The organism is Streptomyces sp. NPDC049577 (assembly GCF_040675635.1).
In the GTDB taxonomy this organism is placed as follows: domain Bacteria; phylum Actinomycetota; class Actinomycetes; order Streptomycetales; family Streptomycetaceae; genus Streptomyces.
Window position 1 is genome coordinate 1 of record NZ_JBFAPH010000188.1, and the last position, 13,106, is coordinate 13,106.

The 13,106-nt window shown below is 72.2% G+C and carries 9 protein-coding genes; 8 read left to right on the forward strand and 1 reads right to left on the reverse strand.

Annotation, left to right across the window (positions count from 1 at the left end; genetic code table 11):
• Both AB0K09_RS20860 and AB0K09_RS20865 read left to right on the forward strand, forming a co-directional pair.
• The coding region (locus AB0K09_RS20860; protein WP_366066876.1) for a TadE family type IV pilus minor pilin at positions 1-308 on the forward strand (308 nt) is incomplete at its 5' end.
• A 7-nt stretch (positions 309-315) separates the two neighbouring features.
• Positions 316-780, forward strand: a complete 465-nt coding sequence (locus AB0K09_RS20865; protein ID WP_366066877.1) for an Rv3654c family TadE-like protein — start codon at positions 316-318, stop codon at positions 778-780.
• Between the two features lie 109 nt (positions 781-889).
• Here the strand turns inward: AB0K09_RS20865 and AB0K09_RS20870 are convergent, their stop codons facing one another.
• On the reverse strand, positions 890-3,349 hold the full coding sequence (locus AB0K09_RS20870) for a DEAD/DEAH box helicase (RefSeq protein ID WP_366066878.1): 2,460 nt from the start codon (positions 3,347-3,349) through the stop codon (positions 890-892).
• Between the two features lie 54 nt (positions 3,350-3,403).
• Here AB0K09_RS20870 and AB0K09_RS20875 point away from each other — a divergent pair, with 54 nt between their 5' ends.
• The 6 genes from AB0K09_RS20875 to topA all read left to right on the forward strand — a co-directional run.
• Positions 3,404-3,745, forward strand: a complete 342-nt coding sequence (locus tag AB0K09_RS20875; RefSeq protein WP_366066879.1) for an STAS domain-containing protein — start codon at positions 3,404-3,406, stop codon at positions 3,743-3,745.
• Between the two features lie 143 nt (positions 3,746-3,888).
• On the forward strand, positions 3,889-4,356 hold the full coding sequence (locus tag AB0K09_RS20880) for an ATP-binding protein (RefSeq protein ID WP_366066880.1): 468 nt from the start codon (positions 3,889-3,891) through the stop codon (positions 4,354-4,356).
• A 231-nt stretch (positions 4,357-4,587) separates the two neighbouring features.
• Positions 4,588-6,981, forward strand: a complete 2,394-nt coding sequence (locus AB0K09_RS20885; RefSeq protein WP_366066881.1) for a sodium-translocating pyrophosphatase — start codon at positions 4,588-4,590, stop codon at positions 6,979-6,981.
• A gap of 265 nt (positions 6,982-7,246) precedes the next feature.
• Entirely contained in the window at positions 7,247-7,819 is a 573-nt protein-coding gene (locus tag AB0K09_RS20890) for a small secreted protein (protein WP_366066882.1), read from the forward strand.
• A gap of 236 nt (positions 7,820-8,055) precedes the next feature.
• Positions 8,056-9,585, forward strand: a complete 1,530-nt coding sequence (locus AB0K09_RS20895; RefSeq protein ID WP_366066883.1) for a methyltransferase — start codon at positions 8,056-8,058, stop codon at positions 9,583-9,585.
• Positions 9,586-10,166: 581 nt separating this feature from the next.
• Positions 10,167-13,106: type I DNA topoisomerase (gene topA / locus AB0K09_RS20900; protein WP_366066884.1), on the forward strand; the 2,940-nt coding region annotated here is incomplete at its 3' end.

Sequence of the window (13,106 nt, forward strand, 5' to 3'; positions counted from 1 at the left end):
CGGCGAGCGTGCTGCCCACGCTGGTGCTGTTCGGCATGGCGCTGTTGTGGGGCCTGATGGCCGCCTCGGCGCAGATCCAGTGCGTGGACGCGGCTCGGGCGGGAGCTCGGGTCGCGGCCCGCTCGGATCCACCGGCGGCGGCGATCGCCGCCGCCCGGCAGACGGCTCCCGCCGGGTCCCGGATCGGCCTCTCCAGGGAGGGAGATCTCGTGCGGGTACGGGTCGAGAGCCGCGCGGCGGGGCCGGGCCCGCTCGCGGTCCGGCTGAGCGGAGAGGCGGTGGCCCTTGCGGAGGAGACGGTGGAGTGACCAGGGCATGGCATCGGTGTGGGTGGCGATCGCGGCGACGGTCTTCTGCGCGGTCTTCGCCGCCGTGCTCGCCATGGGACAGGCGGTCGTCGCCCGCCATCGGGCGGGCGGCGCGGCAGACCTGGCCGCGCTGGCGGCGGCGGATCACGCCCTGCTCGGCCGGGGCCGGGCGTGCGGCCTCGCCGCGAAGGTCGCCACTGCCCAGCGGACGAGAGTGCTGAGCTGCGAGGTGAAGGGAGAGTTCGCCGAAGTGACGGCTGAGGCGGGAGCGGGCCCGTACACCGTCCGGGCCCGCTCCCGCGCCGGCCCTCCGGACGCGCCCGGCCCTCCGGGCGTCCCCGGCATCCCCGGCACGCAGAACGCCCCCGGTACCTCCGACACGCCCGGGATCCCGAACACCCCCGGAATTCCGAACGCACCCGGAACCCTGGACGCGCCCGGTGCCCCGCCGGCCTCGGGCGGCGCGCCCTGACACATCGGCGCCCAGGCCCCCACGTGCCCCGTCAGCACGCTGAGGGCTCCTCGCCATACCCGCGGCCCTCCTGCCGCCGGTAGGCGGTCACAAGGGCCCCCGGAGGGCTCTAAGGCCCCTCTCCGTCCGCCTCCGCCGGCGCATCGGCGAGGAGGCGGGTGAGGAGACGGATCGCGGCTCGTTTGTCGAGCGGGTCGTTGCCGTTGCCGCACTTGGGCGACTGGATGCAGGAGGGGCAGCCGGCCTCGCACTCGCATGCGGCGATGGCCTCGCGGGTGGCCCGCAGCCAGCGGGCGGCCGTGTGGAAGGCGCGCTCGGCGAAGCCCGCCCCGCCGGGGTGGCCGTCGTAGACGAAGACGGTGGGCAGCAGGGTGTCGGGGTGGAGGGGGACGGAGACGCCGCCGATGTCCCAGCGGTCGCAGGTGGCGAAGAGGGGGAGCATGCCGATGGAGGCGTGTTCGGCGGCGTGCAGGGCCCCGCCCAGGGCTTCCGGGGTGACGCGGGCGTCGTCGACCTGGTCCTCGGTGACCGTCCACCACACGGCGCGGGTGCGCAGGGTGCGGGGCGGCAGGTCCAGCTTGGTCTCGCCGAGCACCTCGCCGGTGATGAGCTTGCGCCGCAGGAAGGAGACGACCTGGTTGGTGACCTCGACCGAACCGAAGCACAGCCGGCCGTCCCCCCACGGGACCTCGGTGGTGGTCTCCAGGATGGAGACGGCCGTGGTGTCGCGGGCGATGGTCGAGTAGGGCGGGTCGGCCTGCTCCACGAGGGCGACGGACTCGTCCAGGTCGAGCTCGCGCACGAGGTAGGTGCGGCCCTGGTGGAGGTGGACGGCGCCCTCGTGGACGGTGCCGTGGGCCGCGGAGGCGTCCACCGTGCCCAGCAGCCGTCCGGTGCCGGCCTCCACGACCTGGACCGGCCGGCCGCCTCCGCCCCGGATGTCGGTGAGGTCGACGGCCCGCTCGCGGCGCGTCCAGTGCCAGGCGGCGGCCCGGCGGCGCAGGAGCTTGCGGGCTTCCAGCTGGGAGAGGAGGTTGTGGGTCTCGGGCCCGAAGAGGGACAGGTCGTTCTCGGTGAGCGGCAGCTCGGCGGCGGCCGCGCACAGATGGGGGGCGAGCACGTAGGGGTTGTCCGGGTCCAGGACGGTGGATTCCACGGGTTGCCGGAAGAGCGCCTCCGGGTGATGGACCAGATAGGTGTCCAGCGGGTCGTCCCGGGCGATGAGGACCGCCAGGGCGCCCTGGCCCGTACGGCCGGCGCGGCCGGCCTGCTGCCAGAGGGAGGCGCGGGTGCCGGGGTAGCCGGACAGGAGCACGGCGTCGAGGCCCGCCACGTCGACGCCCAGCTCCAGGGCCGAGGTGGCGGACAGGCCCAGCAGCTCGCCGGAGTGCAGGGCGTGCTCGAGGGCGCGGCGCTCCTCGGGGAGGTAGCCGCCGCGGTAGGCGGCGACGCGGGCGGGGAGCGAGCGGTCGACGGCGGCCAGGCGCTCCTGGGCGATGAGCGCGATGAGCTCGGCGGCGCGCCGGGAGCGGACGAACGCGACGGTGCGCACGCCCTGCACGGCGAGGTCGGTGAGCAGGTCGGCGGTCTCGGCGGTGGCGGTGCGCCGGACCGGGGCGCCGCGCTCGCCGTGGAGCTCGGTGAGCGGGGGTTCCCAGAGGGCGAAGACCATCTCGCCGCGCGGCGAGGCGTCCTCGGTGATCTCCACGACCGGCACTCCGGTGAGCCGGTGCGCCGCGGTGCCGGGCTCGGAGGCGGTGGCGGAGGCGAGGAGGAAGACGGGGTCGGAGCCGTAGCGGGCGCAGACACGCCGGAGGCGGCGAAGGACCTGGGCGACGTGCGAGCCGAAGACACCGCGGTAGGTGTGGCACTCGTCGATCACGACGTAGCGCAGGGCGCGCAGGAAGGAGGACCACCTGGGGTGGGCGGGCAGGATGCCGCGGTGCAGCATGTCGGGGTTGGTCAGCGCGTAGTTCGCGTACTGCCGCACCCACTCGCGTTCCTCGACGGGGGTGTCGCCGTCGTAGACGGCGGCCCGGACGCCCTTGCCGAGGGGCGCGGCGAGCTCTCGTACGGCGCGCCGCTGGTCGGCGGCGAGGGCCTTGGTGGGGGCCAGGTAGAGGGCGGTGGCGCCGCGGCCGTTCGGCGCCTCGGAACCGTCCAGCAGGGTGCTCAGGACGGGGGCGAGGTAGGCGAGGGACTTGCCGGAGGCGGTGCCGGTGGCGACCACCACCGACTCGCCGCGCAGCGCGTGCTCGGCGACACGGGCCTGGTGGGCCCAGGGACGCTCGATGCCCGTCGCCCGGATGGCGTCGATCACCTCCGGCCGGATCTTCTCCGGCCAGGGGGCATGACGTCCGGGACGAGGGGGCAAGTGCTCCGTATGAGTGATGCGTGCAGCCCGGTGCGCCCCGGCGGCGAGTCGGTCGAGGACCGTCCGGGGAGAGGGATGTACGCCCGCGTCCGGCGGGAGTTGATCGTGGGCCATCGACACCGAGTGTGTCACTGGCGTGGCGGACAATGGCGTCAAGGCGTCGTGCACGCCTGCCGGTAAGTGATTGAATGCCATCGCGGCTGCCGATCCATGGGGGGCGACCGCTCGATGCAAGGTGCTGGAGGATCCGTGGACCTGTCCCTGTCGACCGAGACCGTTGGCGACCGCACGGTCGTGAAGGTCGGTGGCGAGATTGATGTGTACACCGCGCCCAAGCTGCGCGAGCAGCTGGTCGAGCTTGTCAACGACGGCAACTACCACCTCGTCGTGGACATGGAGGGCGTCGACTTCCTCGACTCCACCGGGCTCGGCGTTCTGGTGGGCGGGCTGAAGCGCGTGCGGGCCCACGAGGGCTCGCTGCGACTGGTCTGCAACCAGGAGCGCATTCTCAAGATTTTCCGCATCACCGGTCTGACCAAGGTGTTCCCGATCCACACCTCGGTCGACGACGCGGTGAGCGCCACCGACTGACGGCCGGGCGGCCCGGCGGCGGCCGGAGCCGTCGCAGGAGACAGTCACGCCGGGGGGTACCGGACCCGAGGGTCCGGCCCCTCTGCGAGTTCGCCCTGGCCCGGCAGAGGGGGCCGAGGGCACGTAACACCGAGGGGGATGGCATGGCCACCGTCGAACTGCTCTTCAGTGCCCTTCCCGAGCACGTGCGCACGGCCAGGCTCGTGGCGGCCGCGGTGGCGCGCCGGGCGGGGGTCGACGAGGCCGTGCTGGACGAGGTCCGGCTGGCCGTCGGAGAGGCGTGTTCGCGCGCCGTCGGCCTGCATGTGGCCCACGGGATCTCCAGCCCGGTGCGGGTCGTCCTGGTCGAGGACGAGAAGAAGTTCTCCATCGAGGTCGCGGACGACGCCCCCCATGCCGTCGTCGTGGGGACCGCCGCGGCGGTCTCGTCCTCCGGCGGAGGGGCCGCGGCCGCCCCCGCCGCGCCCCACGCCGCCGACGAGGCCGATGGCGAGGACGACATGGGTCTGGCCGTCATCAGTGGACTCGTCGACGACGTCGAGGTGACGGCGGGCGAGGCCGGCGGGATGATCCGCATGAGCTGGCCGGCCGCCGCCTCCGCCCAGCAGTAGACGCGGGTCTCCCGCGCCCGGAATCCACCCAGCCGCGCCCATTGCCGGCACCCGCGCCCAGGGGGCGCGCACCGGCGCTCGTAGCGGCTCATTCCGCTTCCCGCGCCCTGTTGTGCCTTCGTCATGCTCCCTACAATCCGTCCATCTTGAGCTCAGGACGCCTGAGCGTGGTGGCCGTTCCGCCGTCGCGGGCCGGTCGCGCGCCCATGTGCCAAACGTCAAGGAGGACGAATGGCGGGGCACTTTACCCCTGAACAGGTGGACTTCACTCAGAACCTCGCGGTCGAGCTCACTCGCGGAAACCGCACCCTCGTCGTGGTGATCGCGGCTGTCGCACTCGCCGCACTCGTGGTGGCCGTGGTGCTGGTGCGTCAGGTGCTGTCGGCCGATGAGGGAACCGACAACATGAAGAGAATCGCCGCCGCCGTACAGGAGGGCGCGAACGCCTATCTGGCACGGCAGTTGCGGACCCTCGGCGTCTTCGCCGTGGTCGTGTTCTTCCTGCTCATGCTGCTGCCGGCCGACAACTGGTCGCAGCGCGCGGGGCGTTCGGCCTTCTTCCTGGTCGGTGCCCTCTTCTCCGCCGCCACCGGATATATCGGCATGTGGCTGGCGGTCCGCAGCAACGTACGCGTCGCTGCCGCCGCGCGTGAGGCGACACCGGCCGAGGGGGAGCCGGACAAGGACCTCACGGCGGTCGCGCACAAGGCCATGAAGATCGCCTTCCGCACGGGTGGCGTCGTCGGCATGTTCACCGTCGGGCTGGGCCTGCTGGGCGCCTCGTGCGTCGTCCTGGTGTACGCGGCCGACGCGCCCAAGGTGCTGGAGGGCTTCGGCTTCGGTGCCGCGCTGCTGGCGATGTTCATGCGCGTCGGCGGCGGCATCTTCACCAAGGCCGCCGATGTCGGCGCCGACCTGGTCGGCAAGGTGGAGCAGGGCATTCCGGAGGACGATCCGCGCAATGCCGCCACTATCGCGGACAACGTGGGCGACAACGTCGGTGACTGTGCCGGCATGGCGGCCGACCTGTTCGAGTCGTACGCGGTCACGCTGGTCGCCGCGCTCATCCTGGGCAAGGCGGCCTTCGGCGACTCCGGTCTCGCCTTCCCGCTGCTGGTCCCCGCCATCGGCGTGGTCACCGCCATGATCGGCATCTTCGCGGTCGCGCCGCGCAGGGCGGACCGCAGTGGCATGACCGCCATCAACCGGGGCTTCTTCATCTCCGCCCTCATCTCGCTCGCCCTCGTCGCCGTCGCGGTCTTCACCTATCTGCCCTCCAGCTACGCCGACTTGAAGGGCATCGGCGACGCCGCCATCCGCGAGCACGACGGCGATCCGCGCGTGCTCGCGCTCGTCGCGGTCGCCATCGGCATCGTCCTCGCGGCGCTCATCCAGCAGCTCACGGGCTACTTCACCGAGACCACCCGGCGGCCCGTGCGCGACATCGGCAAGACGTCCCTGACCGGCCCCGCGACCGTGGTCCTCGCCGGCATCTCCGTCGGCCTGGAGTCCGCGGTCTACTCGGCGGTGCTCATCGGGCTCAGCGTGTACGGGGCGTTCCTGCTGGGCGGCACCTCGATCATGCTGGCGCTGTTCGCCGTCGCCCTGGCCGGCACGGGGCTGCTGACCACGGTCGGCGTCATCGTCGCCATGGACACCTTCGGACCGGTCTCCGACAACGCCCAGGGCATCGCCGAGATGTCCGGCGACGTCGAGGGTGCGGGGGCCCGGGTGCTCACCGACCTCGACGCGGTGGGCAACACCACCAAGGCCATCACCAAGGGCATCGCGATCGCCACGGCCGTGCTGGCGGCGTCCGCGCTGTTCGGCTCGTACCGCGACGCGATCGCGACGGCGGTGAAGGACGTTCACGCCAAGTCGGGGGAGCTGGGGCTCAGCCTGGACATCTCGCAGCCCAACAACCTCGTGGGGCTCGTGCTCGGCGCGGCGGTCGTCTTCCTCTTCTCCGGCCTGGCGATCAACGCGGTGTCGCGATCGGCGGGAGCGGTGGTGTACGAGGTGCGACGGCAGTTCCGTGAGCACCCCGGGATCATGGACTACAGCGAGAAGCCCGAGTACGGGCGCGTGGTCGACATCTGCACCAAGGACGCGCTGCGGGAACTCGCCACGCCCGGGTTGCTCGCGGTGATGGCGCCCATCGCGGTCGGCTTCGCGCTGGGCGTCGGCGCGCTCGGCTCGTACCTGGCGGGCGCGATCGGCACGGGCACGCTGATGGCGGTCTTCCTCGCCAACTCCGGTGGTGCCTGGGACAACGCCAAGAAGCTGGTCGAGGACGGCCACCACGGCGGCAAGGGCAGCGAGGCCCACGCGGCCACGGTCATCGGCGACACGGTCGGCGACCCGTTCAAGGACACCGCCGGTCCCGCGATCAACCCGCTGCTGAAGGTGATGAACCTGGTCGCCCTGCTGATCGCGCCGGCGGTGGTGAAGTTCTCCTACGGCGTCGACGCGAGCCGGGGCCTGCGAATCGGCGTGGCGGCGCTGGCGGTTGTCGTCATCGTGGGCGCGGTGTACGTCTCGAAGCGGCGCGGCGTCGCGGTCGAGGGCGACGGCGGCAACGAGGAGCGGGCGGCGAAGCCGGCCGATACGGCGGTGGTGTCCTGACGGCGTCTCATCCAGTCGTACCGAGAGAACACAGGAGCGGACGCGACGGGCGGCCGGACGGTGCGTGGGAGCGCACCGCACCGGCCGCCCGTCGGCGTCCGCGTCCGTCGCCCGGCGCCCGTGGCACGGCGGCCGGTGCGGCGAACGCCACGCCAAGCTTGGTGCAAATGGATTGAAAAGCGGACGAATGGTGCGCTCGGCCCGTGGTCCTCGCCCGGGAGACGTGTAAGTTCCGGGGCCGAGAGCCATTGAAGGGACCAATCCGGTGAACAAGAAGCTTGTGGCTGCACTGTCCGGCGGGGCGGCACTTGTCCTGGCGCTGACCGGCTGCGGCGGTGACAACGGCGGCAACAAGAAGCTCGACGACTGGGCCAAGAAGGTCTGCGACCAGATGCAGCCCCAAGTGAAGAAGATCCAGGACGCCAACTCCGCGATCGCGGGCATGCAGAACGAGGAGGACTCGAAGAAGATCCAGCAGACCGATTCCGCCGCGTTCCAGGCCAACGCCGACGCGTACAAAACGCTGGCGCAGTCCGTGCAGAACGCCGGTGCGCCGCCGGTCAAGGACGGCGAGACGAGCCAGCAGAACGCCGTCAAGGCGCTCAACGACCTCTCCGCCGCCTACACGGGTCTCAAGGCGCGGATCGACGGGCTGGACACCGGGGACAAGGGCAAGTTCGCCGAGGGCCTCAAGAGCATCGCCACGGACATCGGCAAGCTCGGCAGCCGCAGCGACGACGCGCTGAAGAAGCTTCAGTCGGGCGACGTGGGCAAGGCGATGGCGAAGCAGCCGGGTTGCCAGAAGACTGGTGTCACCAGTACCCCGACGAAGAAGTAGCGCCCCGGACCGGCGCGGCCGGCGCCTTCCCGGGGCGCCGCCCCCGGACCCGGAGGCCGGTTCCCGGCGTTGTGCGGCGGATCCTTCCCGGGGCTGCCTCCGGTGGCGGCACCGCCGGTCCGGCGCGTCGTGGTTGGCCGCCCGTGGCGTCGGGAGAGGAACTGTCCGCCGCCACGGCGCCCCGTCCCGTCCCGCCTTCGTCGGCGCCCGGCCCGTCGGGCCACGACAATGGTTCCGTGAGTACGACCCACCTCCCCGCCGCGGACCCCGCGCGCACCGCCCGCCTGCGCGAGGCCCTGCTCGCCGCCGCCTTCACCGCCGACGGCCTCCTCGACCTGCTCGGCGCCCCCGCCTACGCCGCGCTCGCCCGCAGCGAGACCGTCCCCGCCCTGCGCGCCACGCGCGGCGACGGGCCGCTGGAGACCCTTGTGCGGCTCTTCCTGCTCCAGCGCCCGGTCGCCCACGGGAGCGCGGCCGCCGCGCTGCCCGTGGAGGACTGCCTGGCCGACGGATGGCTCGTGCGCGACGGCGAGCTCGTGCGCGCCACCGTCGACGTGCGCCCGTACGGCGGCCCCGAGGGGCAGGACTGGTGGATCGTCTCCGACCTCGGCTGCGCGGTCGGCGGCGCGGGCGGCATCGCCGGCGGGACCGGCGGGCCGGCGGGCGTGGACCGCTCCGAGCTCGTCCTCGGCGTCGGCGGCGCGTCCACCACGCTCGCCGGGCTCACCGTGCGCACGCCCGTCGCGAGCGCCCTGGACCTCGGCACGGGCTCCGGCATCCAGGCCCTGCACGCCGCCCAGCACGCCACCCGGGTCACCGCCACCGACCTCAACCCGCGCGCGCTGCGGATCGCGCGCCTGACTCTCGCGCTGTCCGGCGCGCCCGAGGCGGATCTGCGCCAGGGCTCACTCTTCGAGCCGGTCGCCGACCGCACCTTCGACCTGATCGTCTCCAACCCGCCGTTCGTGATCTCCCCGGGCGCGCGCCTGACCTACCGCGACGGCGGGATGGGCGGCGACGATCTGTGCCGCACGCTCGTGCGGCAGTCCGCGGACCGGCTCAACGACGGCGGCTACTGCCAGCTGCTGGCGAACTGGCAGCACGTCGAGGGCGAGGACTGGCGCGAGCGGCTCGCCTCCTGGGTGCCGCGCGGCTGCGACGCCTGGATCGTCCAGCGCGAGGTGCAGGATGTCGCGCAGTACGCCGAGCTGTGGCTGCGGGACGCGGGGGACCACCGCGCGAGCCCCGAAGAGTACGCCGCCCGGTACGACGCCTGGCTGGACGAGTTCGAGGCCCGGAAGACCAAGGGCATCGGATTTGGCTGGATCACGCTGCGCAAGACGGGTGCCGAGCGGCCGTCCGTGGTCGCCGAGGAGTGGCCGCACCCGGTCGAGCAGCCGCTGGGCGATCACGTGCGGGCCCACTTCGAGCGCCAGGACTTCCTGCGCGCGCACGACGACGCCGCGCTGCTCGCCGCCCGCTTCCGGCTGGCGGACGAGGTCGTCCAGGAGCAGGTCGGCCTGCCGGGTGCGGAGGACCCCGAGCACGTGGTGCTCCGGCAGAACCGCGGCATGCGCCGGGCCACCAAGGTGGACACGGTCGGCGCGGGCTTCGCCGGCGTCTGCGACGGCACGCTGGAGGCCGGCCGGATCCTCGACGCGATCGCCCAGCTCGTCGGCGAGGACCCGGTGCTGCTGCGGGACCGCACGCCGGACTCGATCCGTCTCCTGGTCGAACAGGGTTTCCTCACGCCCGTGACCGGCTGACCGCCTTTCGCGGCGGGGCCGGGCGGCCGGACCCGACTCACGAGAGCGGGGCACGGAGGGGTCGGGTTCTCGTCATCTTCGTGTTCATCTTCGGCCGCGCCCCGGCCGGGACGGCGCCGGGCACCCGGGCGGGACGGCGCCGGGCGCCCGGCCGCGGCGGAGCTGAGGCGGACGGGGGCGCGCGCTCCGCGGAGGGCACCGTCCGGGTGCGGGTGCGAGCCCCCCGCCGCCGGGTTCTCCGTCCGCCGTTCGGCTGGAGGGGCCACGCCGGTGGCCCTTGCCCGCGGCGTTCCGCTTCGACGGGCGGGCGGCACACCGGTGCCCCGCCACCCGGGCGGGCCGTCACACCCGCCCCGTCCGTAGTCCGCCGTCACACCCCCTCCCACCTGCCACGTAGCCGCTCCGGTGGTGCCGTGACGGCGGCCGTGTGACGGTCCGGGCGGCAGACAGGACGCTTGTCGGGTTACCGTTCGAGTGGCGTTGCGGGCTTTTTCCGTTTGACACGGGGGCGGGATGTACCGTCACACTCCGCAGCGTCACCGCAACGCCAACACCGAGTGTCGACCGGAAGAAGAGCGAAGTTGTCCCCGACCAGCGAGACCGCACAGGGCGGCCGCCGACTCGTCATCGTCGAGTCGCCTGCCAAGGCGAAGACGATCAAGGGCTACCTCGGCCCCGGTTACGTCGTCGAGGCGAGCGTCGGGCACATCCGTGACCTGCCGAACGGGGCCGCCGAGGTACCGGCCAAGTACAAGGGTGAGCCCTGGGCCCGCCTGGGTGTGAATGTCGACGCAGACTTCCAGCCCATCTATGTCGTCAACACGGACAAGAAGGAGCAGGTCAAGAAGCTCAAGGACCTGCTGTCCGAGTCCGACGAGCTCTTCCTCGCCACCGATGAGGACCGCGAGGGCGAGGCCATCGCCTGGCACCTGCAGGAAGTGCTCAAGCCCAAGGTGCCCGTGCGCCGGATGGTCTTCCACGAGATCACCAAGGACGCGATCCAGGCCGCCGTGGCCAACCCGCGCGAGCTGAACAAGAAGCTCGTCGACGCCCAGGAGACCCGTCGCATCCTCGACCGGCTCTACGGCTACGAGGTCTCCCCGGTGCTGTGGAAGAAGGTCATGCCCCGGCTGTCCGCCGGCCGGGTGCAGTCCGTGGCCACCCGTCTGGTGGTCGAGCGCGAGCGCGAGCGCATCGCCTTCCGCTCCGCCGAGTACTGGGACCTCACCGGCACCTTCGGCACCGGCCGCGGCGGCGACGCCGGCGAGCCGGTGACCTTCGGCGCCCGCCTGGCCTCCGTCGACGGCCGGCGCGTCGCGCAGGGCCGTGACTTCGGTGCGAACGGGCAGCTCAAGGACAGCGCCCAGGTCCTGCACCTGGACGAGGTGAACGCCCGCGCGCTGGCCGCGGCGCTGGCCGGCACGTCCTTCTCGGTGCGATCGGTCGAGTCCAAGCCGTACCGCCGCTCCCCGTACGCCCCGTTCCGCACGACCACGCTGCAGCAGGAGGCCTCGCGCAAGCTCGGCTTCGGCGCGAAGGCCACGATGCAGGTGGCCCAGAAGCTGTACGAGAACGGCTTCATCACCTATATGCGTACGGACTCCACCACGCTCTCGGAGACGGCGATCGCCGCCGCCCGGGCGCAGGTGACCCAGCTGTACGGCGCCGCCTACCTGCCGGAGAAGCCGCGCACGTACGCCGGGAAGGTCAAGAACGCCCAGGAGGCGCACGAGGCGATCCGTCCTTCGGGTGATCGTTTCCGCACCCCGGCGGAGACCGGTCTGACCGGCGACCAGTTCCGGCTCTACGAGCTGATCTGGAAGCGGACCGTCGCCTCCCAGATGAAGGACGCCACCGGTGACTCGGTCACCGTCAGGATCGGCGGCCGGGCGAGCGACGGGCGGGACGCCGAGTTCACCGCGTCCGGCAAGACGATCACCTTCCACGGCTTCATGAAGGCCTACGTCGAGGGCGCCGACGACCCGAACGCCGAGCTCGACGACCGCGAGCGCCGGCTGCCGCAGGTCTCCGAGGGCGACGCCCTGACCGCCCAGGAGATCACCGCCGACGGTCACGCGACCAAGCCCCCGGCCCGCTACACCGAGGCGTCGCTGGTCAAGGAGCTGGAGGAGCGGGAGATCGGCCGGCCGTCGACGTACGCGTCGATCATCGGCACGATCCTCGACCGCGGCTACGTCTTCAAGAAGGGCACGGCGCTCGTCCCGTCCTTCCTGAGCTTCGCCGTCGTCAACCTGCTGGAGAAACACTTCGGCCGGCTGGTCGACTACGACTTCACCGCCTCGATGGAGGACGATCTCGACCGCATCGCGCGGGGTGAGGCCCAGGCCGTGCCGTGGCTGCGCCGGTTCTACTTCGGCGAGGGCGCCGAGGGCGTCGCGGGCGGTGCCGCCGACGCCGGCAACGGCGACGGCGACCACCTCGGCGGTCTGAAGGAGCTGGTCACCGACCTGGGCGCGATCGACGCCCGTGAGGTGTCCTCCTTCCCCGTCGGCGACGGCATCGTGCTGCGCGTCGGCCGCTACGGCCCGTACGTCGAGCGCGGGGAGAAGGACGCCGAGGGCCACCAGCGGGCCGACGTGCCCGGTGACCTCGCGCCCGACGAGCTGACCGTGGAGTACGCGGAGGAGCTGTTCGCCAAGCCGAGCGGCGAGTTCGAGCTGGGCAAGGACCCCGAGACCGGTCACGAGATCATCGCCAAGGACGGCCGCTACGGTCCGTACGTCACCGAGGTGCTGCCCGAGGGCACGCCGAAGACCGGCAAGAACGCGGTCAAGCCGCGCACCGCGTCGCTCTTCAAGTCGATGTCCCTCGACACGGTGACGCTTCAGGACGCGCTCAAGCTGATGTCGCTGCCGCGCGTCGTCGGCGCCGACCCGGAGAGCGGCCAGGAGATCACCGCGCAGAACGGCCGCTACGGCCCGTACCTCAAGAAGGGCACGGACTCGCGGTCCCTGGAGAACGAGGACCAGATCTTCGGCATCACGCTGGAGGAGGCTCTCGCGATCTACGCGCAGCCCAAGCAGCGCGGTCGTGCCGCGGCCAAGCCGCCGCTGAAGGAGCTGGGCACCGACCCGGTCAGCGAGCGTCCGGTCGTGGTCAAGGACGGCCGTTTTGGTCCGTACGTGACCGACGGCGAGACCAACGCGACGCTGCGGCGGGACGACGACGTCGAGACGATCACGCCGGAGCGCGGCTACGAGCTGCTCGCCGAGAAGCGCGCGAAGGGGCCGGCGAAGAAGACCGCCAAGAAGGCCGCCGCGAAGAAGACCACGGCGAAGAAGACGACGGCCAAGAAGACGACCGCCAAGAAGACCGCGGCCACCAAGACGGCGGCCACGAAGACCGCGGCCACGAAGACGGCCGCGAAGAAGACGACCGCCAAGGCGGCCGCCGCGAAGAAGACGATGCTGGCTTTTGCTGAAGTTCTTGCCGGAGACTGCCACCGATTGAAGAGCGCTCCTCCGTGCGAACTCGTCCACGGGTTCATGCCGGCGGATCGG